Source organism: Nitrosomonas communis (assembly GCF_001007935.1).
GTDB classification, from domain to species: domain Bacteria; phylum Pseudomonadota; class Gammaproteobacteria; order Burkholderiales; family Nitrosomonadaceae; genus Nitrosomonas; species Nitrosomonas communis.
In genome coordinates, this window is sequence record NZ_CP011451.1 from 1,785,509 (window position 1) to 1,812,468 (window position 26,960).

Here is a 26,960-nt window from a genome sequence, read left to right on the forward strand (position 1 = left end):
ATTTATTATGGAACAAGAGCAGGCAACAAAATTTATGCACGATTTGCTGCATTTAATGCTCAGCAAAAAGGCTTCCGATTTGTTTATCACAGCTGGCTATCCGCCTGCGTTTAAAATTGACGGAAATATGACCCCCGTATCCCAGCAGCCGCTTTCCCCCCAGCAAACGGCAGAACTGGCGCGCGCTATCATGAATGACAAACAGGCGGCAGAGTTTGCAGCGACCAAGGAGTGCAATTTTGCCATTCATCCAGCGGGCATCGGACGATTTCGTGTGAATGCATTCATTCAACAACAGCGAGTAGGTCTTGTGATTCGCACGATCACTACACAAATTCCAAAATTTGATGATTTGGGTCTGCCGCTTGTGCTAAAAGACGTGGTGATGAGCAAGCGTGGTTTAGTTATTTTTGCAGGCGGTACCGGCTCAGGTAAATCGACCTCACTTGCCGCTCTGATCGGACACCGTAATCAGAACAGTTATGGCCATATCATCACTATTGAAGACCCAGTAGAATATGTGCATGAGCATATTAACTGCGTTATCACACAACGAGAAGTGGGCGTGGATACGGATTCCTGGGAAGCAGCACTCAAGAATACCTTGCGCCAGGCACCTGATCTTATTTTGATTGGTGAAATTCGTGATCGTGAAACCATGGAGCATGCCATTGCTTTTGCCGAGACGGGCCACTTATGCATGGGGACGCTGCACGCCAACAGTGCCAACCAGGCGCTTGACCGCATTATTAATTTTTTTCCGGAAGAACGCCGAGCACAGCTGTTGATGGATTTATCATTAAATTTGAGAGCCTTGATTGCGCAACGGCTGATTCCCAGGAAAGAGGGGAAAGGGCGGGTGGCAGCAATTGAGGTGATGCTGAATTCTCCATTGATCTCAGATCTGATTTTTAAAGGTGAAGTTCATGAAATCAAAGAGATCATGAAAAAATCGCGCGAGCTCGGTATGCAAACTTTTGATATGGCGTTATTTGAGCTTTATGAAGCTGGCCTGATCAGTTATGAGGAAGCGCTGAGAAATGCAGATTCCATGAATGAGCTACGCTTACAAATCAAACTGCACAGCTCAGAAGCGCAACACAAAAACATCAATGAAGGCATTGAGCATTTGACGATTACCTGATTTATGGCAGGATGAAGTCGTCATGGGGTATTTTAGAAAGTTTCCGGCAGTCTGGTTTTCACCAGACTGCCGTTTAGGATGACTGCTTCTCAATAACAACCTGATTATTCAGTACTTAATTATCGGTCTATCAGTACAGAATTATTTCCCTGTCAAAATATTTCGACCGTTTACCTCTTGAGGTAAACGATTGTTATTAGCGTAGAAGCTTTTTAGTTGAGTAAGTTGCGCATCTGAAATGGTGATCAATTTGGGGAGAATATACCATTGAACACCTTCGCTACAGGGCGGGGTAGTTAACGATCCTGCTAAGGTGAAGTACTGGATCGGTTGATCAAGTTTTGGTAATAACGCTGCAGGGTCGAATTGCAAACCGGAGTTTTGATTTTTACCACCTGAATCAGGTGGCATATTGTCTAGAATCGTTTGAAATACTGGATTTTGATCCCCTAAATTGATTGCCACTGCCAAAACGACCAGTCTGCCATCGCTCTTGACATGAACATAGTGCAATTCAGCTGGAAAACTAGTGGTACCCACGACATGTTCACTTGGTTCATGAAAATGAAATTGGGTTAACGGAAACGATTCTTCTCCAATCTTAAGATGGCCTGTGTAACCGGAGGAAGTATTAACTTGTATCGCATGACCCGTATTGAAAAAAACTGGTGCATTATCAACAGGATATGAAATTTCCAGAGGATTAACCTCTGTTCCCTCAATTTTTGCTTTAGCCAAGTCAATAGGAGATTGATGCTGCCCTACACCGCATTCAGCAAAAGGGAAACTTAACGGTGGTGCTTGAGAGGTGTCCTGAAGGGACCACCAGGTTTCTTGCTCAGTATGGTCCCAGTGAGGTGGTTCTGAAAAAACACTTGTTGCGTAAGATACAATGACAGCAGCGAATAAATTACTTAATAATTTTCTTTTCATGATCACTCCAGCAGTAACTAGTTATGAGATTAGCAAGTATGCTCTTTGCAGTACTCTTCCATCGGGTGCCCCTTTTTGGGAGTGGAAGGTTCTTGCCCTTCCCCTGAATCGTTATCTTTTGATGATTCTGAGGTTTCATTCTTAGTTGATGAATCAGATTGCTGTGTTGGCAGTATCAGCTCATTTGAGCTTGTTGATGAATTGGGTGATGTGGATGAATTGGATGTCGTGTCTGCTGCGGAACACGAAATGCTGAAACTTAGTAAGACAATTAACAAAACTTTAGTAAACATAATAAAGTCCTTGTGTATTAAAAGAATTTATAAAAACATACTTAATTGGTGAATAATTAACTTTCTAAGCCCTTCAGTTATCTTGCTTTTAATTTATATGACTGATTTTCCGTTCACGTAAGGTAATCGGCTAAAAATACATCAACTTTAGTCCTAACAGCTCTGTAACGCTTCTAACAGAGCAATTTTTTAATAAACATAAAATTTTCCTCCTTTGTAAAGAAATAAAACGAAAATGGTGAAATCAAAATAAGGCAGCAGGAGGAATGCTGTCAATTTGTATTTATCTTTCGTCCCAGAATATTGACTAAACGCCATTCAAATTCTTGTGTACCATCCGAATCTAAAACCATGGAAAGCGCACCCCTGGATAAAGGCAATACTTTCACGTCGATGTTGTATTCCTTCGTTTCAAGCGAGATTTCAGAGGATGTGCCTGCTATCTGCGAGGGGATCAGCTTGATAATGACCTGTTCGATAGCACAATTTTTATTCCTGTTGTAAAGGCTGCCATTAAAGATTCCCCAACCGAAGCCGGCAGCAATTTTGGTCTTATTCACCGCGTCAGAGGGAAGTGTTATTACATTTGAATTGTCATCAGGAGAAACCTCATCACACTGATTGCTCAATTCATGTTTTTGATTACTATTTTGCATAGAAGCTTTTAAGCAATGATCATAATCAGCTAAAGCTGGACTAGCGATAGTTATAAGAGGCCAGAGAGTAATACCGATCAGCATAAACCTGGCTAATAAAAATTGTTGCATTAACCAACTCCTTCTCTGTTTTCGCTCATTAAGATCTCAGCTTTTGTATAAGGTACATTATCTAAGCTAAATAAAATGTGAAGATGGAATAGTATGAAACAGACTAAATGAAATTTTAGGCAATTACCAATCACCCTTTGCTGTTAAATGGGGTTTGTGCCCTGGTTCGACATGCAGGTCAATCCGATTTGTTTATTTTATTTCCAGATCAAATATGACGCAAAGGTGAGCTACAGGCGGTATAAATAATACGGCAAGGTAAAGCTGATAAATTTTGATTTAGAAATGGAATGATATTAATGCATGAGGCCGGCGATCAAATTAAAGTAAGATGCTTGAACCTCATGAAAAATAAAAAAATGAAAGCAAGGTTAAGGATAATCCCAGTCAATTTTGCTGTTGAGTTGCCGTACTTGTTTGTTTCTCAACTCATCAATTAATGACATGTGCATTGAAAGGATAGTGATGCGGCTTGTGCTTCACTTCCCACTATTTGATGGGCTCCTGATGAGATGGCCTCATTAATCCGGCGCTGCAATCCGTTTAGCTGGGATTCATTAATAATAAACCCAATCATGGTATCTGGCGCATTGGGATCGCCTACTTCAACTGATGTACTCGATCAGCAAAGCGCTTCACAAACTCATCGTGAATCCGAACATCAATAGTAAAGCGGTTAATACTCATGCAGGTTTGGCCTTGGTGTAAAACTTACCAAACACCGCAGCTTCCACAACTTGCCCCAGGTCGGCATCACTCAATATCACAAATGGGCCATTACCGCCCAGCTCCAGTTCAAGTTGTTTCAGCATGGGACCTTCTGCCGCTAGCTTTGTGATATTGCGGCCAACCGGTGTGGAACCGATAAATGATATAACACGAGGAATCGGGTGAGTAACAAATGCATCGCCAATCTGGCTGCCTGCACTGACGATAATGCTGAGTACATCAGCAGGAAGACCGGCCTCCTCCAGAATTTTAGCCAATAGCAATCCGCCCGTTAGGGGTGTGTCATTGGCTGGCTTGACCACAACAACAGCGTTACCAACGGCCAATGCAGGTGCTGCAGACGAGCAGTGAGCTGGAATGGCCAGTTCCAGGGACTGACTACACCGACGACGCCGACGGGTTTACGATATATGCGGCTTTCCTTGCCGGGAATATCCGCCGGAAGAAGCCGGCCTTCTACCAGATAAGACAGTGTGGTTGCCTCGAGCAGTACGCCATGTACGGCAGTCCATTCCAGATTGGCTTTGCTACGGGTTCCACCGGATTCATGAATGATCCATGACACAATCTATTCATGGCGCGTTTCCATGATCTGTGCCGCTCGCCGCATACTTGCCCACCGCTCGCCCGGTAATAATGCTGCCCATTCAGGTTGTGCCTTGGCGGCACCCCAATCGGCTTCGTCCATGTCATCACGATTGGCGTGCGGTATTTCGACCAGAATGTTGCCATTATAAGGATGCAAGGCATTTAAAACCTCTATTCCCTTGCCATGACGCCACTGGCCGTTGATCAGTAACTGGTCGAAATTTGAATAGGGGGTGGAGTATCTTTTTTTTCCATCATGCATTCCTCATGCGTGTTTTCATAGAGAGCCCGGGAGTACAAAAATTCATACTACAGCCGAATGATCGGTTTAATCGTGCTCCCTTTCTCGCTATCTTCAGCAGCCTGATTGATTTGATCGAGGGAATAGAATTTCACCTGCTTGTCAAAAGGAAATCTTCCCTGCTGATAAAGCTCAACAAGTGCTGGAATAAAAAGATCCGGATTGCTATCGCCTTCGATGATGCCGATAATGCGCTTCCCTGCTGTCATCACCCCATTTACGTCGAAACTCGCTTCAGTACCCAAAGCAGGGGCGCCGACAATGCCGCATGTTCCCCGAATAGCCAGTGCATCAATGGCTTGACGCAATACGGCAGGGCGTCCACTTGATTCCAGCGTGAAATCAGCGCCTCCTCCGGTAATTTTGCGAACCGCTTCGACAGGATCGGTTTCCCGACTGTTAATAGTATGGGTTGCGCCCAGTTCCATAGCCAGAATCAAGCGCGCAGGCACTACGTCTGCCGAAATGATGGTGGTCGCGCCAGCTGCACGCGCTGCCATCACGGCACTGAGTCCCACTGCGCCGCCGCCAAAAGCGGCAAAACTGCTGCCAGGATTGACTTTGAGAGCATTTATGACAGCTCCAGCACCGGTTTGAATGCCGCAACCCAGCGGGCCGAGTAGCTCTAAGGGCGCATCGTTGGGGACCTTGATGACGTTACGCTCATGCACGAGCGCAAATGTGCCAAACGACGACTGCCCGAAGAAATGATCGTGGACTGGCTCTGAAGTATTATCTGCTGTAAAGGTTGACGTGCTGCCGTCTTCGCGTGCTCCATTGAAATTCAGCGCATAAAAATGTTCGCAATAGGTCAAATCACCACGTAAACAGGGCTTGCAGTGTCCGCACCACATATAGGTCAGCACAACATGATCGCCAACAGCGACTTTCTTCACATGGCTACCTATCTGTTCGACAACGCCCGAGCCTTCATGCCCCAACACCACTGGCAGCGGCACCGCATAAAGTTGATCGCGCGCGACCATATCAGTATGGCACATGCCCACCGCTACGATGCGAACGCGTACTTCATCGGACCGCGGATCATCCTGCATCAGATCTTCAATTTGAAACGGCCCACCCTGTTGGCGAATAACTGCTGCCTTGATTTTTCTCACTGATACCTCCGCTTTAGAAGGGTTGTTTGCTGTTCACAGGTAAGAGAAAGCTAGCGAATGCCAGATTTCCCCGGGGCAAGAATTCCATTGGGATCCAGTGCTTTTTTAAGGATTTTGTGTACATTTCTCTGTACCGGGCCATAAGTTTCAGCCACTTTATCCATAAATGCCGTGTTGACGCGATAAGTTCCATACCCGCGCGCCGAGAATTCGGTCAGCAATTCATCGAAACACTGATAGGCTGCTTTCGTCTGCTTCGGGTCAGTTTTATCGTACAGTACGTCGACAATATGATGCATATCACGCATGCCGACGATAAACTCACCGGAATAATCCAAGCCGTATTTGGCAAGAATCTGCTTGGTCAGAGACATCTGCTTGAGCGTCTCACTGCCTCGCGCCTGTGAGACGGGTGCGAACCACATCGACCCGCCACCACCACGCCAGTTATACAACGAAAATTCCGTAAGTGTCATTTCTCCACGCATGAGCTTGGCACGATAAACAAATGCGGGATCCTCTGCCGCTTCCTGCTCTGTCAGGATTTTTGCCTTGCCGGATCGACCAAAAGCCTGTGTCACGATTTTCCAATTCACATCAATCTGCTCCTGTGTGCCATAGAGAGCCGCATACACATTCCAAATACCTAGTTTATGGTCTTTCATAATCCGATAGACTGCTTCATCCGGGATTGAACCAGGCCCGGACACATAATCACTACGCCGAGCTTTTACGGGTGCCTCATACAGTGCATGAGCAATGACTACTGCATTCGGAATGACACCACTGATGCGCAGCGGACGAATCGTTTCCACGATCTCTACGATATCTTCTTCGTATTCATATTGAATCACAAACGGTTTGAACGCTGGCGGTTCAGGCATCAACCAGAAACCGAATTTAGTGACAATACCGTAGTTGGATTGTGTAAAAATGCCATCCAGATAAGGGCCGTATCCCCATTTAAATACCTGCCAAGTGTTGGAGTTAGGCATTGAACCCATTCCCGTACGCAGTACTTCGCCATTGGCAAGGACAACTTCCATGCCACAGGCAAACAGGAAGTGTTCTCCGTAGGGCGTATATCCGACACCGCGATCGAGCGTATTACCCACCGGCCCTGCAATGGCGGAGGGCGCTGGCATGGATAACCATAAGCCCAGTTTGTGTTCTTTGATATAGTCATCAAGCTGCTGATAGGTTACACCCGGTTCCACCAAAGCAAAGGCCAAATCTTTATCTACTTCGAGAATACGATTCATACGCTTGAGATCAAGCACGACCTGACCGCGCTCAGCAGGAGCTGCCGAGCCATAACCCAGATTTTTCCCAGTCGAAATCGTCCAGATCGGTACTTTGTATCGGTTACAAATCGCAACAATCTTTTGAATCTGCTCGACAGTCGTGGCCAGAAGTGCCGCTGAGGGTGCATGTTCGGCATCGGAAACCGGCATCATCGTCTTGATGTAGGGTGCCAGTTGTTCTGCGCTGATGAGCACAGCGGCATCGCCAAGCACGCTGCGAAAATCGTTGATAGCTGCATCAAATACTTTCTCTGTTACGCCTTCAGGTAATGCGATATATTTACTGGTCATGCTGTGTTCTCCCTACACGTCGATTACAAACGAAACAAAATGTTTTCCCGCTAATCCGTGATGATGCGGATAACGCTGACCTGATCTATGCACGAATGCGCGCCTGGAGCAAAGTTCCTGATGTATACCCTTACCCAATGCGGTCGCTACAGTCGCGTAGCCGGTGGCTTCTATCCAGTTGTCAAAGGGGGGAAGCTCAATTGCTGTAGCACTGGCTGTTTTATCTTGGTAAGTGGAAGAACTACCGGTCTGAGAAAATACAGGTTGCCAATTTTGGGATGCCCTCCAGCCAATAAGTTGACTGGCTTCCAGCGGAGGTACGCCAGCACAATGTAAACGGATTGGCGGCTGATCACCCAACTGATAAGACAGAAATTCGGATAGGTCTACCTCTTTTCCTGCACTATCTCCCAATGACGATGCAAGAAAATTTTCGGTAATAGAAAAATTGTGCTGATTCTGCATGAGAATTGATGCCAGTAATCCCCCGGCACTGTATGCGGGTGATGCCGTCGTCCACACATGACGCAAGGGGAGGGAGATGTTATCGCTGGATATAGAAGTATGTGAACCTAATGCCAGCAGGCGCCCTTCAGCATTCCGTACCAATTCAGTGAATATGGCTGCATTTGCATCATCCATGATGGCAACCCAGCGCATATTATGAGATTGTGTCAATAGATCGACTATGCGCACAGGATTCGTTAATAGCTCATCCTCTAATTGGAATGCCGGCAATATACCTTGACAGTAACTGCTATAGAGGGCGCAAGCAGTTTGGGCGCCTTTGGCAAACGCTTCGTCGATAGGTGTAGCCCCCATCAATAGCTGGCAATTATGTGTACTGCCGAACAGCGATTGATTGATGGGGGCTGCTTGAGTGATTCTGGGAATACCCAAAGCCAATAAGGTTCCACCGGTGAGTATGCCTTTGATGAGGTGACGTCGAGTTTCATCCATAAGATGTGACCTCCTTAATGCTGAGCTTCCGTTTTTGAAATGAAATCCGACAGTTTTGTCAGTGATTCATCGTCGATCTCTGAAGAGCGGAAAGCGGGCATGGCCCGGTTTCCATTACGAACGATAGTGCGGATATAGTTTATGGGAAGCTCACGGTTGCGAATGGATGGCCCGACCTGGGTTTCATGGCAATAAGCGCAAATTTTGGCATAAATTTCTGCACCATCCTTCCACGCAAACCCAGCACTAAGTTTCTCTTCCTGCGCTGACCATGCATGGTTTATCGCGGGGAAGAATATTACCAACATGAAACCGAATACTACGACTGCGCCTCCCAATCTTGTTTTTTTCATACTGATCCTCCGCAGAATTTCAGTGAGTTGTCGGGTGGGTAATGTGATGTATTCCCAGAAGAGTTAATAAAATTTTTCTGCTACTGCCACAGAAAGCTCGTAACTCTTTTACCCATGATTTCCTGGTTAAACACAACTTTGGCTGTCGGTGTATCGATACAGGCAGCACCATAACAGACATGTAACGGTAAAAGATGGTCTTCTCTAGGGTGGCAATATCGAGCAGAGGGAGCTTTCTCCCACTCAATCAATCTTTGCTCGCGCTCATCTGGCAGAAAATCTCTGCTGGCACATGTTTCTATCAGCCAGCTATCAAACTCATCGTTTTCTTTGTTGCCATCATTGCCACTCGAGAAGAACCGCTTCAAATTATGAAAGGACATCCCGGAACCAACAATCAGAACGTTTTTCTTTCGTAAAGAGGTGATGGCTTTCCCTAAATTAATGTGTTGACCTGGGTCTAAATTCTTGAGTAGGGATAATTGGAGGCAGGGAATATGTGCCTGTGGATACATCAGCATGAGTGGAATAAACATACCATGATCAAATCCCCGCTGTTCGTCCAGTTTAGCTGAAATTCCATTGGCTGTTATCATTTCAAGGATTGCTTTCGCCAGCTGCGGATGACCTGGAGCAGGGTAACGGATTTGATAGGCTCTTTCCGGGAACCCATAGTAATCATAAATCAATTCAGGATGGCTGTTACTTGTGATGGTTGCTTGATCCTCTTCCCAATGAGCACTGATAACTAATATGGCTGAAGGCTCACTCAAATTTTTTGCAATCCCTTTTAGAAAAGAAACCATCCTTTCATGTTCTTTATCGCCCATAACGGGTAAGGGCCCTCCGCCATGCGGTATATACAACACAGGTGAAAGTGTCTCTGATGGTTGATTGCTCATATACTTATTCCCTATCGCAAGAAAAACTAATATATTCCAATCATGAGAGGGGCTTTTTGTTATTCCATTTCTAATCAAACCTGACTCTGTCGGCTTCACCTTGCCTTATTATTGATACTGTCTGTGGCTCACTTTCGCGTCATTTTTGATTTCGAAATGGAATTACATTCCCTCTTGAATCAGCAAATCAGGCTAATTTCCTGGTTATTTTTGCTACATGAGCTCCCTGAAAGCGAGCAATTTTGAGTTCATTTTCTGACGGTTGACGGCTGCCATCTGCTCCGGCGAGTGTGCCTGCCCCATAGGGAGAGCCTCCAGTAATTTCACTCATATTCATGATTTCCTGGCAGGAATAGGGAACACCTACAATGATCATGCCGTGATGTAATAAAGTGGTATGAAAGGATGTAATGGTAGTTTCCTGACCCCCGTGCTGGGTAGCAGTAGACGTAAAAACGCTCGCAATTTTACCAATCAAGTTGCCGTCAAGCCACAAACGGCCGGTCTGATCAAGAAAATTGCGCATCTGTGCGCACATATTGCCAAATCGGGTTGGCGTACCAAAGATGATAGCATGATAGTTCGGTAATTCATCTACTGTCGCAATCGGTGCTTCCTGATCAAGCTTGACACCGGCCTTTCGTGCCACCTCTTCCGGGATCAGCTCAGGCACTCGCTTGATAATGACTTCAGTATCCTCCACGCTTCGCACCCCTTCCGCAACTGCTTTCGCCATGCTTTCAATATGTCCATACATACTGTAGTAAAGAACAAGAACTTTCGTCATGTTTTCTTTCCTGATTTCCTGGTTCGAAAAATGGCTTGTATTCAATTCATCCGTTTTTATTTCTAATAGGCTTCTATTTTTTAAAAAAGTTTTGTAACTTTAATAAGGTTATTCCTGAACCAAATTTATGGCAATAAAAATTTTGAATATCAATTTCAGATTAGATGGGGCTCTAATTTTTGAGTTGTCAGATCAAATCTTAGGAATCAGGATTTAATAACCCCAGAAATTATGCTGGCAGATGGAATAGCAACATAATTCCATTTCGGTAAAAACGGGTCAAACTCAATGGTGATATTTTCTTTAAAGCCATCCGCCACTTTGCGCCCAGTTTCAAATACCCTATCCATAATTGAGATAAAGACCTTTAGTCCCTGAGAAGTTTTTGCTTTACTCATGACTGCTTTGATCCGCTCGACACTGGTAAAAATAACTCCACTACAAGCTTTGGTGATAGCGTGGCGTGCATTATTGCTGCCTCCACAGTCGCAGAGCAATAAAATACTCGTCGCCTTTGGATAGTCCAGTTGACCATAGTTCAACCACCCATGCCGGATACAGGTGCAAGCGAATTCAGAGGTATCATGGCTCGTGCCTAATACGATATAGCCGCTTTTGCGATGGATGTCATACAGCCCATGAGGCACAATTTTACTGTCTGCCAAGTATGCAAAATCATGATCATTGACCCGCACGACCTCAGTGGTATAGAGCTTTCCGGGGCGATAAAAATTACCGATCAATTCTTTTTTTTAACGTCCATACTCATCACCGGATTACCTTGGACCCGGCACTCTTCTTTGAGGCGCTCGATATTTTTGAACTGCTCGTCCCGATGCGGCAGGTTCTTTTTCCCGGCTTCAACCTTGAAGGCTTGACGGCGGCGAAAATGATGTTTGTCGAGCAATTGATCAACAACGGTCACACTCACGCTAAATCCGCACTGTTTTAGCTTCTCAGCCATTTCGTTGCGGCTCAAATTTGACCACTTTACGGATTCATCCATTGGTGAACCGGCAGTATGATTTTTTAACATCTCTAAAAAAGCTTCATCCAGCCCTGCCATCGTCTCCACAACTGACTTTCGCCCACCCCCTGCTTGTCGAATACGTTTCTCCTTTTCAAGCAACGGCATCTTTAACTCTTTCAGGCCACGGCTAACGGTGCCTTCATCGCAGTGTAATACCTGACAAAGGTAGGTGATCCCTCCGTGACCCAGCTTTGCCGCCTCAACGGCAGCATAGCGGCGGCGGTCTTTTTCCGATAAGCTGTGATAAAAATTGCGCATTTGTGCTTCGACTTCAGGGGTGTATGTGGTTATCTTCATTTTCAAAACATAACCGAAATACTCTATCCGCGGCAACTTAATTTACAACTCAAAGCTCTGGAGTTATTGAATCTTCGTTCCTTAGTTACTGCACGTCAAGATATGACGACGCCATCTTTACGCTTGCCGCCTGAGATTGGTCGCGCAGCTCGGTCGCGTCAATACTGTTGATATGATCGGTGTACGCTTGCAGAATACCACAGTTAGCTAAAATAAACGCATGGATAGCCGCATGGGCTCCATGTTTGAAAACACACCTCGCACTGAAATGCACTAATTCATTAGAATTATTAAAATTGTACTTATTGATAACAAAGAATTTTATGGCACAAATACGGGAATACGATGCGATGATATGGTTGAATCTTATTCAGCAACTAACTTTCCTAAATTCTGAGGTATTCCATCCTTATCTAATTTAGCAACATGAATTACCCAATTTATTTTTGAGTCTACAGAAAAAGTCATCTCACTTACCCAGCCAGTAGTTGATTCCTCATCCTCAAAACCATTAAAAATAAAATTGCCTAAACTATATAAAATAGGCTTGCCCTTGTATATTTCAATATTCTGAGTTACATATGGGTGACCACCTACAATGGCATCGTCACCACTATCAATCATTAAATGAGCAAGCTTTTTTTGTCTAGAAGAAGCCATTTTTTCAGATTCCCAACCCCAAAGCGGGAAAACAATTACAATATCTGCTTTATCAAACTCTTTGGCGCTTCGAATATCATGCGTCACATACCCATCTTCGTTCCAGGCAATGTCCGGCCGGTCATCGAGTGCCTCGAAACTTCGCGGAAGATACTCGTTATAACCAGGAATTGCAATTTTTTTACCCTTAACTTCAAAAAGTATTGGTTTATGAGCAGACCGTATATCTTTCCCTCCACCAAAGTAACGTAACCCAGTCTGATTAAATAAATCCAACATTCTTGAAAAAGCTTCGAGCCCATAATCTCCACTATGGTTGTTTGCAACGGATACAGCACTAAAGTACTCTTTCAATATTGGAATAACTCGAGGGTGAGCTCTAAATGTAAAAGGTTTATCTTCTGGCTTACCACTAGTGCCAACCAAGCATTCTAAATTTCCTATTGTAATATCAGCACTTTTAAACAATGGATCAAAAGAAGAAAATGGATTTTTAACTTCTTCTATATACTGACCAGGTAATTCATCAAGCATTACATCGCCTGCAAATAGATTTTTATCTCTTAAGGATCTGAGAAGGAGGCTTCACTATAGAATGTTAATAGGAAGAGGATAATCAAGATTTTTTTGATAAATAGATAGGGTTATTGGCAAGCAAGCTTACAATGAAATAATAGTTCTCTTTCCATTCCTGTCGAATAAACTTTATTTTCTCCAAAAGTTTTGGGGGCAATTTTATGTTCTGAGGCGTGGATTAGAACGTATCTATCCTTGGAATCATAGTATGTATAAGTTTTTAATTTGTTGAGGTGATAAAGATATTGAGCTGAAAATCTAAAATGATTTGATAAATCTAGCTTATCAAAACTATAGAGATCAGTAGTAGGACTAACTCTCAATACATATTGATTGTTACTACTCTCAATTTCACAAATTAAGTTACTCCCTTCTACACGAATTAGAGCTGTACATCCTAAGAATATTGGAAACAAGGATAAGCATAACTTTCTGGTTATCATTAAAGTGACACAAAAAGCTGAATAAATTAACTTAAGGGCGCCTCTAAAAATTCATATTTCGTCACAATACTTTGTTGCTCACCATAAATTATTATTACATATCAACTATATGCTGCGTCAACATCTTTTGTTCTCGCCTCGTCCTGTTTAAAAATCTGAATTTTTAGAGGTGCCCTTAAAAGATCATTTCTACTTCTTATTTCTTTAAGTTACTTGAAATAAGGAGTTATTAATTTTCTGTTTAATCAGGATATTATTTTTTATTAATATCCAGAAATACGCTTCTTAATAGCAGCGTGAACAAAAAAGGAATAAAACTCATTCCTGTTACCCAATAATGCTCATAAGTGAATTGATCGCCTTCATCCATTATAATATACGTAAAAAAGATACCGACGGGAGCAATCAAGGAAAGGAATTGAATTAATAAAAATAGTCTTTTAAGCATATGGGGTTATCTTATATATTAATTTCTATCAGTTATTATAAACTTGATAGATTCGTGCATAGTCAAAGTAATTTGAGTTTAGTATAAAAAATAATAAAAGGTTTTGAATCTTCCTGATTTTTGAATCTTCCTGTGTGTGAGACAAAATGGAAGTTATACTTATTATCACCAATTTTCCTGACAAAACGAGCGCGTTAACGCTTGCTCAAAAACTCATTGAACGTCGAGCTGCAGCGTGCATCAATATTTTGGCCGAATCCACTTCAATATACCGATGGCAGGGAGAGACTGAAGTAAGCAATGAGATACCGGTCTTAATCAAAACATTAGCAAAACATTATAGGGTGATAGAAGAAATCATTAAAGCCATTCACCCTTATGAACTCCCTGAGATTATTGCAGTCCCTGTAAAGTTGGGATTGCCAGCGTATATACAATGGGTTGCCGATGAAGTGACCAATCATTCTTGAATTAGCAATATAAAAAAACAAATTTGGGTCAGCTATGCGTTTAATTCAATTTTTTTTAATTTTATTTATTTTTGTTAGTACAAATGTAGTGGCTGAAGAAGAAAAACGCTCCAGCGTACTATCGATCTTGCAGAAATTAGGTGCTGGTTTTGGGCAAGCAGAACAGGAGTTACTGCCTCCGGATGAGGCATTTAAGTTTTCGATTGAGGTGAAAGATGAGCATACACTCATTGCCAATCTTATTCCTGCAAAGGACTACTATCTTTATCGCGATAAAATTGCCTTTGAGCCGAAAAGTGATGGTATCCATATAGAAAAAATCATCTTGCCACCCGGCAAGATGAAGGAGGATCAGACCTTTGGTAAGACGGAAGTTTATTATCAGCCTGTTCAGGCAGTTATTTCATTAAAACGAGAAGTGCCAGCTGTAAACCAGCTTTCTCTTGCCGCAACTTATCAGGGATGTAATGAACCGATCGGTGTGTGCTATGCCCCGATCAAAAAAGAAAACGATATCACCCTGCCGACAATCAAAGCCGCTCTGAATACGGCTGCTGAGACGATCAGTGGCAACGCAGCGGCTGCGAATGTGGATGCTGCTGCAGAATTGTTCCAAACACCCGCAGGCTTACCCGCTATTGAAACGGAGTCGTACAAAATTGAACAAATGTTTGCGAGCGGTAATTTCTGGTTGATATTGACCGGTTTTTTTGGCATAGGCTTATTGCTCGCGTTTACGCCATGCGTTTTTCCCATGTTTCCAATTTTATCGGGCATTATTGCCAATAGGAGTCAGCATCTTACTAAACGACGCGGGCTTGTTCTTGCGCTGGCTTATGTCCTGGGAATGGCGATTGCTTATGCCATTGCAGGTATTGCGGCCGGCTTATCAGGTGCGATGCTGTCTGCGGCTTTGCAAAATGCCTGGGTACTAGGTACCTTTGCGCTGATCTTTGTCGTATTAGCTTTTTCAATGTTTGGCTTTTATGAATTGCAGTTACCCAGCTTCCTCCAGAGCAAGCTTTCAGAAGAAGCAGGACATTTGAGAGGAGGGCACTTATCTGGTGTCTTTGGCATGGGGGCACTGTCTGCCTTGATTGTCAGCCCTTGTGTAGCAGCTCCCCTTGCCGGTGCGCTGCTCTATATCAGTCAGACCCGTGATGTCGTATTGGGTGGAGCGTCATTATTCATGATGGCGCTGGGTATGGGTGTACCGCTATTATTATTGGGAGCTTCAGCAGGTGCGCTGTTACCTAAATCAGGCCCATGGATGGAATCCATCCAGCAGTTTTTTGGTGTGCTGTTGTTGGCGGTTGCCATCTGGCTGATATCACCGGTGATTTCTGAAGTCGCTCATATGTTGCTATGGGCCGCGCTACTCATTATCTCGGCAATTTATCTGCATGCAATCGATCCGTTACCTGAAAGAGCATCTGGTTTCAGAAAATTTCTTAAAGGCCTTGGGGTCATTGCGTTACTGACCGGGGTTGCTCTTTTGATCGGCGTATTGTCTGGCAGCCGGGATATTCTGCAGCCTCTCTCAAAATTGAGTGTTGCTAGTGCAGGGAACAATGAAGTGGCGCAGTCTGTGAGCTTGAATCAAGCTGACCATCTGCCATTTCAGCGGATAAAAACAATTGCTGAGCTTGATGAAGTGATCCAGCAATCAAAAAATAAATACATCATGGTAGATTTTTATGCTGACTGGTGTATTTCCTGCAAGGAAATGGAGCGCTTTACATTTACTGATGCAAACGTGCAAGCGCGATTAAAAGATGTGGTGTTATTACAAGTAGATGTGACTGCTGGAACACCGGATGATACAGCGCTACTGAAACGTTTCAAATTGTTTGGTCCACCCGGAATTCTATTTCTTGACCGCCAAGGGAACGAGGTACCGAACATCAAAATCATTGGCTATCTCAATAAGAAAGATTTTCTTACTGTATTGGATGCAGTATTGATTTAGCTTATCTGTTTTACCGTTTAATTAATCCACAAGGAAAGATTGCATGTCAAAGTTAGGCAAGTGGTTGCTTTATGTTGCTATCGCTTTGGGAGCGATAACTGCAGGATTTATGTTCAAGGCTCTCCAAGTGAACCCAAAGTTAAGCAGCCCTCAGAAACAAGCGGGCGCGGAAGCGTTCTTTGCTGCTAGTTTTCCGGATATCGAAGGGAATACGCAGTCTTTCTCTCAATGGCGCGGCAATGTGTTGCTCGTAAATTTCTGGGCTACCTGGTGCGCACCCTGTCGTGAAGAAATACCAGAATTTATTGAAACACAAGATAAATTTCGTGAGCAGGGGTTGGTGGTAGTAGGTATTGCTATCGATCAAAAAGAAAGGGTAGATGCGTTTAGTAAAGAATTTGCCATTAATTATCCTGTCGTGGTGGGGGATTTGGATGCTTTTTCACTCGCAGAGGCAATGGGTAATCCGCAAGGTGCGCTACCTTACACAGTGATGATCAATCGCGCGGGAGAAATTGTTGATACTCATTTAGGCCGCATCCACATGGATAAAGTTGAAAAAGTACTGAAACCTTTGCTATAACTTTGGAAGGGATGCAGTTAGCGGACATCATATTGATCATTCATTTTTTGTTCGTGTTATTCGTTGTAGGCAGTCTTCCTGTTATTTGGATGGGTGAGTGGCTGCATCTAAAATTTGTCCGGAATTTTGTATTTCGACTCACCCATCTTGCAGCCATACTGTTTGTTGTGGCTGAGTCGCTGATCGGTGTAATTTGCCCACTCACGAGTTGGGAGAACGAGTTACGTGGAATCAAAGCAGAGCAAAGTTTTATCCAGTACTGGTTACATCGAATGCTATATTATGATTTTCCTGAAGGCGTACTCACGGCAAGTTATGTGGTATTTGCGCTGTTAGTAGCGATCACTTTCAAGTTGGTTCCACCAAACATTCCCAGCAAATTGAAGTTTAAGCGTTAGGGATGAACAGTCTAATCACTTTCTATTTCGGTTAAGTTATTTTTAGTCAGAGTATTTTTAGTCAGAGAAAGGAGCTCTGCAATCGGTGGCTCAAATATTTCTTCATCAAAAGCCTTATCCCCATCAGCGACGGGAGCGCCATTGGGTTTGAGCCCTTGGAAATTGTAGCGCGCTTTGTCTGCTAAGTGAGATAATTGCACATTCTGGAGCGCAGTAAACATCGTTTCGAGCCTTCCTGGGAACTTTTTATCCCATTGCTGCATCATTTCTTTGATTACCTGGCGTTGCATATTTTTCTGAGAACCACATAAGTTACAGGGAATAATTGGAAAATTCTCAATTTCAGCGTAAACAGCCAGATCCTTTTCTTTGCAATAAGCCAATGGACGAATGACGATATGATGACCGTCATCACTAATGAGCTTGGGCGGCATTGCTTTGAGCTTGCCGCCATAAAACATGTTGAGGAAAAAAGTTTCGAGTATGTCGTCCCTGTGATGACCTAAAGCTATTTTGGTCACGCCAAGTTCAGTTGCCACACGGTAGAGTACGCCGCGGCGTAAACGGGAACATAAACTGCATGTGGTTTTTCCTTCAGCGATTACCCGTTTAACGACACTATAGGTATCCTGCTCAACAATGCGAAATGGCATACCTATTTGCGTGAGATATTCAGGTAGGACATGCTCAGGGAAACCAGGTTGTTTCTGATCCAGGTTGACCGCAATCAGTTCAAAATCCAAGGGAGCATGTGCCTGAAGATTGCGCAAAATATCGAGCAGAGCATAGCTATCTTTTCCGCCCGATAAACAAACCATCACCCGGTCGCCAGGTTCGATCATATTAAAATCAGAGATAGCCGTACCTACCAGGCGACGTAATCGTTTACGAAGTTTGTTGGTGTTATATTGCACTTTTTTGGATAAAGGTTCCATCATGAGAAATGTTGTCGTGTGAAAGTTCTAAAATACTTTATTGGTTATATCACTGGTTGTAACAAACTAAAAATAAATAGTTTAACAGCCGGAACAATAAAACAGTAACGCGTTCTAACAGTTGGATTTAAAATCACAGTTTTGTACCATAAGCACAGAGGGCAGAATTATATGAAGAAGCATATCACCGTATTCTTCTCGATTATGATGTTCTGGGTGGTGAGTGTATCGGCTGGTTTGAATCACAATCAACATAGTATCAATCCTTCGGCCATTGGTAAGCCAGGTGATCCTGCGAATGTGACACGTACGATAGAAATAACGATAATGGATAATTACTTTTTACCTTCCAAAATTAATGTGAGGCAAGGTGAAACGATCAAATTTATTGTTAAGAACGAAGGTATGAGGCGACATGAAATGGTCATTGATTCCTTGGAAAATTTAAACAAACACGCCAAAATGATGCGTTCGAATCCTGGTTTCATCAGTGACAGTCCCAACTATGTTGATATGCTGCCACGTGAGCAAAAAGAGCTCATATGGCATTTTACAGAAAGTGGTATAGTTAATTTTGCTTGTGGTTATCCTGGACATTTCAAAGGGATGCGCGGCGAGATATATGTGGAGATGAAATGAAAATAGCAATGAATAGATTTTTGTTGAAATCGATGATGGCTGGTGCATTAGCCTTAACAACATTGTCGACTTTTGCCGCTGAAACAGTTGAAGTTTATAAAAGCCCGACATGTGGCTGCTGCTCAAAATGGGTTGATCATCTGAGAGATAATGGGTTTACCGTGAATACCCATGATGTGGGTAATAAAGAAGCAAGAGCGCGCGCAGGTATCTCTCCTTCTTTAAGCTCTTGCCATACCGCCCTGGTCAGCGGCTATGCCATTGAAGGGCATGTGCCTGCACGTGATATCAAGCGGCTTCTGCGAGAACGCCCTGAAGCGGTTGGCTTGGCAGTTCCTGATATGCCCCATGGTTCCCCCGGTATGGAAGGCGCACGTAGCGATCCTTACAATGTCCTTCTGGTCAAACAAAAAGGCGACCAACGACGTGATGCCGCCGTTTACAGCAGCTATCCTTCTAAATAAAAAACGATAAGTAAAATCCAATATTCTCTATTAACTCTAAAAGATTTTTGCTTTTTTATACGCTTATGTGGCTTGAAATGAAAAAGTGTTTGCTGCCGACTTTAACGATAACTGGATTTATTTTAATGTCGGGCTGTACCGATTCTATTTCTACTGCCAATAAGCTTCTGCAGCAGATCCAACAAGGACAGACTGAAATAGTTGAGCGAAATTTTGATCCCGCCCAGATTACTCGAGGGCGGGCAATTTTTCGCGAGAATTGTGCTGTTTGTCATGGACCAAATGCTGAAGCCACACCCAATTGGAGAAAACCATTGGAAAATGGGCGGTACCCGCCGCCTCCTTTGGATGGCACAGCGCATGCTTGGCATCATTCGACTGAGGAATTGAAACGTTTCATTTTAAAAGGTGGTCCTCCTGGAGAAGGCCGTATGCCCGGTTGGGAAGGTAAACTTACAGAACAGGAAATAGAGGATATTCTTGTTTGGATTAAGTCTTTATGGCCTGATGAGGTATATGATGCTTGGTATAAACGAATTGAGCATCGCCAATAAACCGCTTTTTCAAGCATAAGTAAGCTGACTTTGTCGGCTGCACCTTGCCGTATGATTGATACTCTGTCTGCGGCTCGTCTTTGCGTCAAGTTTGATTGAGAAATGAAATGACTACTCAGTATTTGATAACGAGTGGCTGATGATGGCGCGCCCAACACGATTCGAACGTGTGACCCCCGCCTTCGGAGGGCGGTACTCTATCCACTGAGCTATGAGCGCTTAATACTTAAATTCCCGATAGGGAATGATGATAAAGAAACATCTATCTGGATTTATTCCTTTAACCCAGGCTTTGGCAAACCTGGATAAATACGGACAACTTTGACTACTTTATTTTTCGTTTGAATAATCTCCAGGAGATACCCAGCTATATTTAATCCAATCCCAGCCTCTGGGATATCCTGAAAATGCTCCAAAATCAAACCGTTTAAAGTTTTAGGTCCATCTAAAGGCAATTGCAACCCAAGCTTCCGGTTAAGATCACGTAATAACACACTACCTTCTACAATTATACTACCATCTGACTGCCGAATGAATGTGCTCGTCTGAGTAGGTGGGTGTGTGGTAAATTCACCAATAATTTCCTCAAGAATATCTTCGAGGGTTACCAGCCCTATCCACTCACCATACTCATCAACAACCAAACCTATTCGTTTCCGATTTTCCTGAAATAGTTGCAATTGTGAAAACAAGGGGGTGGCAGATGGGATGAAGTAAGGCTCCTGCATAACTTTCTCAAGTATGGTCGCAGTAATTTTTCCATCTCTCATTTGGTTGAATATTTTGCGTACGTGAATGATTCCGACTACATTATCAAGATGTCCGCGATATACCGGCAATCGAGTATGGTGGCAGGTTAGTAGTTGATCATGGATGGTTTCATCATCAGCCTCCAGATCGATGGCTTCAATCTGACTTCGTGGCACAATGACATCGTCAACGGTAACGGTTTCAAGATCAACAAGATTAATCAGTACGCTCTGATGTTTCTTCTGGATGAAATGGCCAGCTTCCAGAACAAGTGTTTTAAGTTCTTCAGGACTCATTTTATGAGTTGTATTTTCGTTAAGCTTTAGGCGAAAGAGGATTAATAGTCCTTGGACGAAAAGATTAACAAACCAAACGACAGGGTAGAAAATTTTTAACAAGGGTGTTAATACGTAGCTTGCCGGTAATGCAATTTTCTCTGGATAGGCAGCGGCGATAACTTTGGGCGTAATCTCGCTGAATATCAGTATTGCCAGTGTTACACCTATTGTGCCGATAAGTAGCGCCAAATCATTGTGTGCAAAGAACATAGAAATGATTACTGCCACCAGGGTGGCCGCGGCTGTATTTAATAGATTGTTTCCAAGCAAAATGACACCGAGCAATTTGTCGGTGTTGACTAATAATTGAGTTGTTAAGCGAGCGCCGCGATGCCCCTGTTTAGCAAGATGCTTCAAGCGATAGCGATTAATTGCCATCATGCTGGTTTCAGAAAGCGAAAAAAAACCAGATAAAATGAGTAATAAAAATAATGCTACAAGTAATACAGATAAAGGTACGTCTTCCAAATGGCTTTGTCCTTGTAACTTTCCGCAATCAAGCGTAAAAACAACTTCAGCCTCATACCAACTTATGAATTGGTTTCAGCTGCTAGCACACATATATTGTTGAAGAAGACTTTCTATCTTTAAACTCTATTTCTTTAGCCAATCGAAATAAACATAACTACTTTGTGGAACTTTCGACTCGGTAAAACGCTTAAGTTCTTCTTGATTCAGTTTCTTATCCCACCACATAGCGCGAGCTTCCTTTTGCTGCTCGGCCAAGTAGGGTCTTTTTTCAAATAATTCTCGCAGAAATTGAGTGTGCTCAGATTCATAATTGTCTATAGTCGGTTTGCTCATAATAGTAATAATTTGTAAACTTTAACTACAATTGATTGGATTGTTTTTGTAAATGTAACTTTTGCTAATGATAACTTCAACTGGGTAAATTATAAAAGAAGAAAAATGATTAAGAAAAGATTAAGCTAATGGTTAGTAATGAAAAGCTATTCAAATTTAACAGGAAATTTATATTTATTGGCTTCGGGAGTGTTGGACAAGGATTTCTTCCCTTATTATTAAGGCATGTTGATATTTTACCTTCCCAGATTAGGATTATTGCTGCAGATGAAAGGGGAAAAATTGAAGCAGAAAATCAAAATATCTCCTTCGAGGTTAATCCACTGACACCGCAGAATTATCGTCCAATACTTGGCCCCCTGCTAGAGCCTGGTGATTTTTTACTTAATGTATCTGTCAATGTATCCAGTCTGGCATTAATTGAATTATGCCACACACGAGGTGCGCTTTATCTTGATACTTGTATTGAACCTTGGATAGGTGGCTATGCTGACACCAATTTATCACTTTCTGAGCGCTCTAACTATGGATTACGTGAGAAAGCGCTGGCGCTGCGTGAAAAATTAGGATGCGGTCCGACAGCTGTTCTTTCTCATGGGGTTAACCCTGGTCTTGTTTCTCATTGGGTTAAGCAAGCGCTGCTGAATATCGCGCATGATATTGGCTTAAGTTTAGAAACCCCGGCTACGCGTAACCAATGGGCAAAGTTGGCGCAGATGCTCAATGTTTCCGTTATTCAATGTGCAGAGCGTGATACGCAAACAATCAATCCGCCGAAGCAGGTTGATGAGTTTGTTAACACCTGGTCAATTGATGGCTTTGTCTCCGAAGGAATACAACCTGCGGAGTTAGGGTGGGGAAGCCATGAAAAGCATATACCGCTTGATGGAAGACGTCATGGTTTTGGTTGTGATGCGGCTATTTACTTGGCACGGCCGGGTATTCAAACGCAAATTTATGGCTGGACTCCGCTTGAAGGAGCTTATCGCGGTTTTTTGATTACGCATAGTGAGTCCATCTCCATTGCGGATTATTTAACAGTCAAAGAAGGAAATAAGCTTTGCTACCGTCCCACAGTTTATTATGCGTATCATCCTTGTGATGCAGCTGTTCTCTCAATACACGAGTTCAATGGCAAGAATTTTAAGCTGCAATCAAAAGCTCGCTTACCTATGGAGGATATTTTTAATGGTGCCGATGAGCTTGGGGTGTTGTTGATGGGACATGCCAAAGGAGTATATTGGTATGGCTCGGTACTGTCTATCCATGAGGCGCGCAAGCTTGCTCCTTACAACAATGCCACTAGTTTGCAAGTGGCAGCGGGTATATTAGGGGGGGTAATCTGGGCCATGAAAAACCAGCAAGCCGGTATTGTTGAGCCCGATGAAATGCCTTTTGAGGATATTCAGAAAGTGGCGGCTTCTTACTTGGGGAAAATGGTGGCGCAATATAGTGACTGGACCCCACTTAGCGGACGAGGAGAGCTGTTTGAAGAAGATTTGGATAAAACCGATCCATGGCAATTCAAGAATTTTCGTGTTAGTTGAATAGTCGATCAATAGCTTTTGTTTTTACGGCGTAGATAAGAAAACCCGGTTGGGTGTATTGCTTGATTTGCAATACAATATCGTGATGTAGTCGATTTTCAGTTCAATATTGAAAAATAATGTTTCACGTGAAACATTATTTTTTAGGTTAAATTTTTTATGAATAAAAATGCGGAATCCCTTAGAATTGAACAATAATTAGATTACCGGTGTTACAACGCACATTTATGAGCTTTTCGGAAAATTTTGATGTTATCGTGGTAGGCGGGGGTCATGCAGGAACAGAAGCAGCGCTAGCGGCTGCTCGCATGGGGCAGAAAACGTTGCTGCTTACCCATAATCTCGAAACACTAGGGCAGATGTCTTGTAATCCCTCCATAGGCGGTATAGGTAAAGGGCATTTGGTCAAGGAAATTGATGCTTTGGGTGGTGTGATGGCTGAGGCCATAGATGAGGCGGGGATCCAGTTCCGAATGCTTAATTCAAGTAAAGGTCCAGCTGTGCGTGCGACACGTGCTCAGGCTGATCGCGTGCTTTATCGTCAGGCTATTCGCAGGCGCCTGGAGAACCAGCCTAACCTATGGTTAATTCAACAGGCGGTCGATGATCTGGTGTTGCAAGGTGATCGCGTCGTGGGAGTAATGACCCAGCTTGGCGTTAAGTTTTTTGCACCAGCCGTTATCTTGACAACCGGTACTTTTTTGGCTGGATTGGCGCATGTGGGTAATAATAATTTTCAAGCTGGCAGAGCAGGGGATCCGCCCTCCATCAGCCTGGCGCAACGACTGCGTGAGATGAAATTACCGGTTGGACGCCTCAAAACCGGCACACCTCCGCGTATCGATGGGCGCAGCATTAATTATGCTCTGCTGCAGGAGCAGCCTGGTGATGATCCTGTGCCGGTATTTTCGTTTCTAGGTAATGTGGCACAGCATCCGCGCCAGATAGCCTGCTGGATGACACGCACGAATCGCCGGACGCATAATATCATTCGCGAAGGCTTGGATCGTTCACCTTTATTTACAGGAAAAATAGAAGGAATAGGGCCACGTTACTGTCCGTCTATTGAAGACAAAATCGTTCGTTTTTCGGATAGAGACTCGCATACGATTTTTCTTGAACCGGAAGGACTGGATACGCATGAGGTGTATCCTAATGGTATTTCGACCAGCCTGCCTTATGATGTGCAAGTTAATTTAGTCCGGTCGATCAATGGGCTAGAGAATGCGCATATTATCCGTCCAGGTTATGCCATCGAATATGATTATTTTGATCCACGCGCACTTAAAAGCTCGCTAGAAACCCGGGGTATAGAGGGTCTGTTTTTTGCAGGCCAAATTAATGGGACAACGGGCTATGAGGAAGCGGCTGCACAGGGATTATTGGCAGGATTAAATGCAAGCCTCAAAGTGCAAGGACGTGCAGCATGGTGTCCGCGTCGTGACGAAGCCTATTTGGGTGTACTTGTGGATGATCTGATATCTCGTGGTGTGACGGAGCCTTACCGTATGTTTACCAGTCGTGCAGAATATCGTTTGCAGTTACGAGAAGATAATGCCGATATGCGATTGACTGAAATAGGATATCGCTTAGGAATCGTCAGTGAATCACGTTGGCGAGCGTTCGAGCTTAAACGTGAGGCCATTGAAACCGAGCAAGAAAAATTACGTAAGATATGGGTGCGTCCGGGGATGTTGCCAGAAGCGGATTTAATCAATGTGCTCGGTAAGACTATTGAAAAGGAATATTCGTTATATGAATTGTTGCGCCGCCCGGATGTGACTTATACCGAATTAATGGCATTGCTAGGCATAGAAGGTAGCATGGCTGATGAAAAAGTTATTGAACAAGTGGAAATCAATGTTAAATATGAAGGGTATATTGAGCGGCAAAAACAGGAAGTCGCTCGCTATAGTGTTTATGAGATGACGAGCCTGCCAAAGGATATCGATTATGGAAGCGTACGCGGTCTTTCGAGGGAAGTGCAACAGAAGCTGAATCAGCATAAGCCTGAGACGATTGGTCACGCAGCGCGCATTTCTGGCATTACACCAGCGGCTATTTCTCTGTTACTGGTCCATCTAAAGCGCGGTTTCGTATTGTCAGAAATAAAATAAATTATGAATTTAGAAAAACAACTACTGGAAGGTCTTAATAAGCTTGAGGCTGGCCTGCCTGAAGAGAGGGAGCGGACTAGCACCCGCTTGCTGCAATATATCCATTTTCTGAATAAATGGAATCGTGTACATAATTTGACCGCCGTGCGTGAACCAGAAGAAATGGTAACCAAGCATGTGCTCGACAGTCTGACGTTGCTCCCTGTGATTAGCGGGACTCATCATGCTGATGTCGGCGCTGGCGCGGGCCTGCCCGGTATTCCGTTGGCGATTGCGCGATCAGATTGGCATCTGACCTTGATTGAAAGCAATCAGAAAAAAGCGGCTTTTTTAAAACAGGGCTGCATTGAGTTAGCGTTGAAAAATATCGAGGTGGTTTGTGAGCGTGCTGAACGCTTCTTTCCCTCTGAAAAATTCGATACGGTCATTTCTCGGGCTTTTGCTGATCTGAGCACTTTTGTCAAATCAGCGAACCATTTATGTGCTGAGCATAGCAAAAGTAGGTTGGTCGCGATGAAGGGCCGATTTCCCGATGCCGAGCTGATGCAATTACCCGCGCAATTTGAAGTGGAAAAAGTATTGCGTGTCATGGTGCCTGGCTTGAGAGCCGCCCGGCATCTCATCGTTATTAAGCCAGATCTCGGAACGCGAGATTAAGGAGCTGGTGTTGTGGTAAAAATTCTTGCGATCGCCAATCAAAAAGGGGGGGTCGGTAAAACAACAACGGGTATCAATCTGGCTGCAAGCTTGGTTGCGGTCGGTAAGCGTGTGCTACTCGTGGATCTCGATCCCCAAGGAAATACTACCATGGGAAGCGGCGTGGATAAACGTGGTTTGCAACAGACGATTTACCATGTTTTATTGGGTGAGCAGCCCATCACTGAGGTAAGAGTGGTTTCCACGCCGGGTAAATATGATTTGATCCCGGCCAATCAGGAACTGGCTGGCACAGAAGTGGAAATGGTGAATTTGGAGCAGAGGGAAACACGCCTCAAAACAGCCCTTCAGCCTGTCAAGGAAGAATATGATTTTATTCTGATGGATTGTCCTCCATCGCTCAATTTGCTGACATTGAATGGTCTTTGTGCCGCCCACTCAGTCGTCATTCCAATGCAGTGCGAATATTTTGCACTTGAGGGGCTCAGCGATCTGGTCAACACGATCAGAAAGGTGCGGCTTAATTTTAACCCTACGCTTAAGATTGAAGGCTTGCTGCGCACCATGTTTGATCCACGTAACGTTTTAGCAAAGCAGGTTTCCGATCAACTGCAACAGCATTTCGGCAATAAAGTGTACCGGACGGTAATTCCGCGCAACGTCCGGTTGGCAGAGGCGCCCGGGTTTGGTGTGCCTGTCTTATTCCATGACAAATTATCAAAAGGGGCACAAGCTTATCTTGCCCTTGCGAAAGAGATTATGGGGGCTACAGCTTAACATGCCGGGTTTTCCAGATAAATTAGAAAAAAAA

25 protein-coding genes, 1 tRNA gene and 3 pseudogenes are annotated in these 26,960 nt (G+C 43.8%); 13 read left to right on the forward strand and 16 right to left on the reverse strand.

Annotated features, from left to right (window positions below):
- The first annotated feature begins 7 nt into the window (after positions 1-7).
- Entirely contained in the window at positions 8-1,144 is a 1,137-nt protein-coding gene (locus AAW31_RS08130) for a PilT/PilU family type 4a pilus ATPase (RefSeq protein WP_046849852.1), read from the forward strand.
- Between the two features lie 141 nt (positions 1,145-1,285).
- Here the strand turns inward: AAW31_RS08130 and AAW31_RS08135 are convergent, their stop codons facing one another.
- Positions 1,286-2,077, reverse strand: a complete 792-nt coding sequence (locus AAW31_RS08135) for a carbonic anhydrase (RefSeq protein ID WP_046849853.1) — start codon at positions 2,075-2,077, stop codon at positions 1,286-1,288.
- A 45-nt stretch (positions 2,078-2,122) separates the two neighbouring features.
- On the opposite strand from AAW31_RS08135, the gene AAW31_RS08140 reads away from it, so the two are divergent.
- On the forward strand, positions 2,123-2,422 hold the full coding sequence (locus AAW31_RS08140) for a hypothetical protein (protein WP_158441449.1): 300 nt from the start codon (positions 2,123-2,125) through the stop codon (positions 2,420-2,422).
- A 220-nt stretch (positions 2,423-2,642) separates the two neighbouring features.
- Here AAW31_RS08140 and AAW31_RS08145 read toward each other — a convergent pair whose 3' ends face one another.
- From AAW31_RS08145 to AAW31_RS08190, 11 genes and pseudogenes are all read right to left on the reverse strand, one after another.
- On the reverse strand, positions 2,643-3,137 hold the full coding sequence (locus tag AAW31_RS08145; RefSeq protein ID WP_046849855.1) for a hypothetical protein: 495 nt from the start codon (positions 3,135-3,137) through the stop codon (positions 2,643-2,645).
- Between the two features lie 436 nt (positions 3,138-3,573).
- Positions 3,574-4,716, reverse strand: a pseudogene (locus AAW31_RS23565) (aldehyde dehydrogenase family protein).
- A gap of 47 nt (positions 4,717-4,763) precedes the next feature.
- Positions 4,764-5,873 carry an NAD(P)-dependent alcohol dehydrogenase gene (locus AAW31_RS08155; protein ID WP_046849856.1) on the reverse strand — a complete coding sequence of 370 codons (1,110 nt, stop codon included), beginning with the start codon at positions 5,871-5,873 and terminating at the stop codon, positions 4,764-4,766.
- Positions 5,874-5,923: 50 nt separating this feature from the next.
- Positions 5,924-7,468, reverse strand: coding sequence for an FAD-binding oxidoreductase (locus AAW31_RS08160; protein WP_046849857.1), 1,545 nt, complete (start codon positions 7,466-7,468; stop codon positions 5,924-5,926).
- 12 nt (positions 7,469-7,480) lie between these two features.
- Complete coding sequence (locus AAW31_RS08165) at positions 7,481-8,428, reverse strand: hypothetical protein (protein WP_046849858.1); 948 nt, start codon at positions 8,426-8,428, stop codon at positions 7,481-7,483.
- A 14-nt stretch (positions 8,429-8,442) separates the two neighbouring features.
- Positions 8,443-8,781, reverse strand: a complete 339-nt coding sequence (locus AAW31_RS08170) for a c-type cytochrome (protein WP_046849859.1) — start codon at positions 8,779-8,781, stop codon at positions 8,443-8,445.
- 80 nt (positions 8,782-8,861) lie between these two features.
- A complete protein-coding gene (locus AAW31_RS08175) occupies positions 8,862-9,683 on the reverse strand; it encodes a DODA-type extradiol aromatic ring-opening family dioxygenase (RefSeq protein ID WP_046849860.1) in 822 nt (273 codons plus the stop codon).
- 187 nt (positions 9,684-9,870) lie between these two features.
- On the reverse strand, positions 9,871-10,470 hold the full coding sequence (wrbA, locus tag AAW31_RS08180; protein ID WP_046849861.1) for an NAD(P)H:quinone oxidoreductase: 600 nt from the start codon (positions 10,468-10,470) through the stop codon (positions 9,871-9,873).
- Between the two features lie 206 nt (positions 10,471-10,676).
- Positions 10,677-10,967, reverse strand: a complete 291-nt coding sequence (locus AAW31_RS23570; protein ID WP_407667748.1) for an ISAzo13-like element transposase-related protein — start codon at positions 10,965-10,967, stop codon at positions 10,677-10,679.
- A gap of 9 nt (positions 10,968-10,976) precedes the next feature.
- Positions 10,977-11,797 (reverse strand): annotated as a pseudogene (locus AAW31_RS21920) (ISAzo13 family transposase); the annotation flags it as partial.
- A 366-nt stretch (positions 11,798-12,163) separates the two neighbouring features.
- Positions 12,164-12,997: pseudogene (locus AAW31_RS08190) on the reverse strand (CapA family protein); the annotation flags it as partial.
- A gap of 1,073 nt (positions 12,998-14,070) precedes the next feature.
- Here AAW31_RS08190 and cutA point away from each other — a divergent pair.
- Genes cutA through AAW31_RS08215 form a run of 4 tightly spaced genes read left to right on the forward strand, consistent with a single transcriptional unit; the run spans position 14,071 to position 17,344 of the window.
- On the forward strand, positions 14,071-14,394 hold the full coding sequence (gene cutA / locus AAW31_RS08200; protein ID WP_046849863.1) for a divalent-cation tolerance protein CutA: 324 nt from the start codon (positions 14,071-14,073) through the stop codon (positions 14,392-14,394).
- A gap of 34 nt (positions 14,395-14,428) precedes the next feature.
- Positions 14,429-16,363 carry a protein-disulfide reductase DsbD gene (gene dsbD / locus AAW31_RS08205; protein ID WP_046849864.1) on the forward strand — a complete coding sequence of 645 codons (1,935 nt, stop codon included), beginning with the start codon at positions 14,429-14,431 and terminating at the stop codon, positions 16,361-16,363.
- A 43-nt stretch (positions 16,364-16,406) separates the two neighbouring features.
- On the forward strand, positions 16,407-16,946 hold the full coding sequence (locus tag AAW31_RS08210; protein WP_046849865.1) for a TlpA family protein disulfide reductase: 540 nt from the start codon (positions 16,407-16,409) through the stop codon (positions 16,944-16,946).
- Positions 16,947-16,957: 11 nt separating this feature from the next.
- On the forward strand, positions 16,958-17,344 hold the full coding sequence (locus AAW31_RS08215; protein ID WP_046851620.1) for a DUF2784 domain-containing protein: 387 nt from the start codon (positions 16,958-16,960) through the stop codon (positions 17,342-17,344).
- An 11-nt stretch (positions 17,345-17,355) separates the two neighbouring features.
- Here the strand turns inward: AAW31_RS08215 and ttcA are convergent, their stop codons facing one another.
- Positions 17,356-18,279, reverse strand: coding sequence for a tRNA 2-thiocytidine(32) synthetase TtcA (ttcA, locus tag AAW31_RS08220; RefSeq protein ID WP_046851621.1), 924 nt, complete (start codon positions 18,277-18,279; stop codon positions 17,356-17,358).
- Positions 18,280-18,450: 171 nt separating this feature from the next.
- On the opposite strand from ttcA, the gene AAW31_RS08225 reads away from it, so the two are divergent.
- The 3 genes from AAW31_RS08225 (at position 18,451) to AAW31_RS08235 (ending at position 19,936) form a co-directional block, all read left to right on the forward strand.
- Positions 18,451-18,918, forward strand: a complete 468-nt coding sequence (locus AAW31_RS08225) for a cupredoxin domain-containing protein (protein WP_046849866.1) — start codon at positions 18,451-18,453, stop codon at positions 18,916-18,918.
- Between the two features lie 8 nt (positions 18,919-18,926).
- Positions 18,927-19,382 carry a DUF411 domain-containing protein gene (locus AAW31_RS08230; protein WP_235264535.1) on the forward strand — a complete coding sequence of 152 codons (456 nt, stop codon included), beginning with the start codon at positions 18,927-18,929 and terminating at the stop codon, positions 19,380-19,382.
- A 125-nt stretch (positions 19,383-19,507) separates the two neighbouring features.
- Entirely contained in the window at positions 19,508-19,936 is a 429-nt protein-coding gene (locus AAW31_RS08235) for a c-type cytochrome (RefSeq protein WP_235264536.1), read from the forward strand.
- Between the two features lie 143 nt (positions 19,937-20,079).
- On the opposite strand, the gene AAW31_RS08240 is transcribed toward AAW31_RS08235, so the two are convergent.
- The 3 genes from AAW31_RS08240 to AAW31_RS08250 form a co-directional block, all read right to left on the reverse strand.
- Positions 20,080-20,155: transfer RNA gene (locus AAW31_RS08240), tRNA-Arg, on the reverse strand.
- Positions 20,156-20,208: 53 nt separating this feature from the next.
- The gene (locus AAW31_RS08245; protein ID WP_046849869.1) at positions 20,209-21,492 is read right to left on the reverse strand and encodes an HlyC/CorC family transporter; all 1,284 of its coding nucleotides are present in this window, start codon (positions 21,490-21,492) and stop codon (positions 20,209-20,211) included.
- A 126-nt stretch (positions 21,493-21,618) separates the two neighbouring features.
- Complete coding sequence (locus AAW31_RS08250) at positions 21,619-21,828, reverse strand: DUF3460 family protein (RefSeq protein WP_046849870.1); 210 nt, start codon at positions 21,826-21,828, stop codon at positions 21,619-21,621.
- 128 nt (positions 21,829-21,956) lie between these two features.
- Between AAW31_RS08250 and AAW31_RS08255 the strand changes: the two genes are divergently transcribed.
- The 4 genes from AAW31_RS08255 (at position 21,957) to AAW31_RS08270 (ending at position 26,926) form a co-directional block, all read left to right on the forward strand.
- On the forward strand, positions 21,957-23,375 hold the full coding sequence (locus tag AAW31_RS08255; protein WP_046849871.1) for a homospermidine synthase: 1,419 nt from the start codon (positions 21,957-21,959) through the stop codon (positions 23,373-23,375).
- A gap of 227 nt (positions 23,376-23,602) precedes the next feature.
- Entirely contained in the window at positions 23,603-25,492 is a 1,890-nt protein-coding gene (gene mnmG / locus AAW31_RS08260) for a tRNA uridine-5-carboxymethylaminomethyl(34) synthesis enzyme MnmG (protein WP_046849872.1), read from the forward strand.
- A gap of 3 nt (positions 25,493-25,495) precedes the next feature.
- Positions 25,496-26,149 (forward strand): 16S rRNA (guanine(527)-N(7))-methyltransferase RsmG, encoded by a 654-nt coding sequence (gene rsmG, locus AAW31_RS08265; protein ID WP_046849873.1) that lies wholly within the window; start codon positions 25,496-25,498, stop codon positions 26,147-26,149.
- A gap of 12 nt (positions 26,150-26,161) precedes the next feature.
- The gene (locus AAW31_RS08270; protein ID WP_046849874.1) at positions 26,162-26,926 is read left to right on the forward strand and encodes a ParA family protein; all 765 of its coding nucleotides are present in this window, start codon (positions 26,162-26,164) and stop codon (positions 26,924-26,926) included.
- The last annotated feature ends 34 nt before the right edge of the window (positions 26,927-26,960 follow it).

Bases quoted from the DNA above. Each gene is read 5' to 3' on its own strand.
- AAW31_RS08235 (WP_235264536.1), top strand. From the start codon at position 19,508: ATGTCGGGCTGTACCGATTCTATTTCTACTGCCAATAAGCTTCTGCAG.
- AAW31_RS08230 (WP_235264535.1), top strand. From the start codon at position 18,927: ATGAATAGATTTTTGTTGAAATCGATGATGGCTGGTGCATTAGCCTTA.
- AAW31_RS08170 (WP_046849859.1), bottom strand. From the start codon at position 8,781: ATGAAAAAAACAAGATTGGGAGGCGCAGTCGTAGTATTCGGTTTCATG.
- mnmG (WP_046849872.1), top strand. From the start codon at position 23,603: ATGAGCTTTTCGGAAAATTTTGATGTTATCGTGGTAGGCGGGGGTCAT.
- AAW31_RS08135 (WP_046849853.1), bottom strand. From the start codon at position 2,077: ATGAAAAGAAAATTATTAAGTAATTTATTCGCTGCTGTCATTGTATCT.
- AAW31_RS08255 (WP_046849871.1), top strand. From the start codon at position 21,957: ATGGTTAGTAATGAAAAGCTATTCAAATTTAACAGGAAATTTATATTT.
- dsbD (WP_046849864.1), top strand. From the start codon at position 14,429: ATGCGTTTAATTCAATTTTTTTTAATTTTATTTATTTTTGTTAGTACA.
- AAW31_RS08210 (WP_046849865.1), top strand. From the start codon at position 16,407: ATGTCAAAGTTAGGCAAGTGGTTGCTTTATGTTGCTATCGCTTTGGGA.
- wrbA (WP_046849861.1), bottom strand. From the start codon at position 10,470: ATGACGAAAGTTCTTGTTCTTTACTACAGTATGTATGGACATATTGAA.
- AAW31_RS08165 (WP_046849858.1), bottom strand. From the start codon at position 8,428: ATGGATGAAACTCGACGTCACCTCATCAAAGGCATACTCACCGGTGGA.
- AAW31_RS08145 (WP_046849855.1), bottom strand. From the start codon at position 3,137: ATGCAACAATTTTTATTAGCCAGGTTTATGCTGATCGGTATTACTCTC.
- AAW31_RS08175 (WP_046849860.1), bottom strand. From the start codon at position 9,683: ATGAGCAATCAACCATCAGAGACACTTTCACCTGTGTTGTATATACCG.
- AAW31_RS08160 (WP_046849857.1), bottom strand. From the start codon at position 7,468: ATGACCAGTAAATATATCGCATTACCTGAAGGCGTAACAGAGAAAGTA.
- ttcA (WP_046851621.1), bottom strand. From the start codon at position 18,279: ATGGAACCTTTATCCAAAAAAGTGCAATATAACACCAACAAACTTCGT.
- AAW31_RS08225 (WP_046849866.1), top strand. From the start codon at position 18,451: ATGAAGAAGCATATCACCGTATTCTTCTCGATTATGATGTTCTGGGTG.
- AAW31_RS08250 (WP_046849870.1), bottom strand. From the start codon at position 21,828: ATGAGCAAACCGACTATAGACAATTATGAATCTGAGCACACTCAATTT.
- AAW31_RS08130 (WP_046849852.1), top strand. From the start codon at position 8: ATGGAACAAGAGCAGGCAACAAAATTTATGCACGATTTGCTGCATTTA.
- cutA (WP_046849863.1), top strand. From the start codon at position 14,071: ATGGAAGTTATACTTATTATCACCAATTTTCCTGACAAAACGAGCGCG.
- rsmG (WP_046849873.1), top strand. From the start codon at position 25,496: ATGAATTTAGAAAAACAACTACTGGAAGGTCTTAATAAGCTTGAGGCT.
- AAW31_RS08215 (WP_046851620.1), top strand. From the start codon at position 16,958: ATGCAGTTAGCGGACATCATATTGATCATTCATTTTTTGTTCGTGTTA.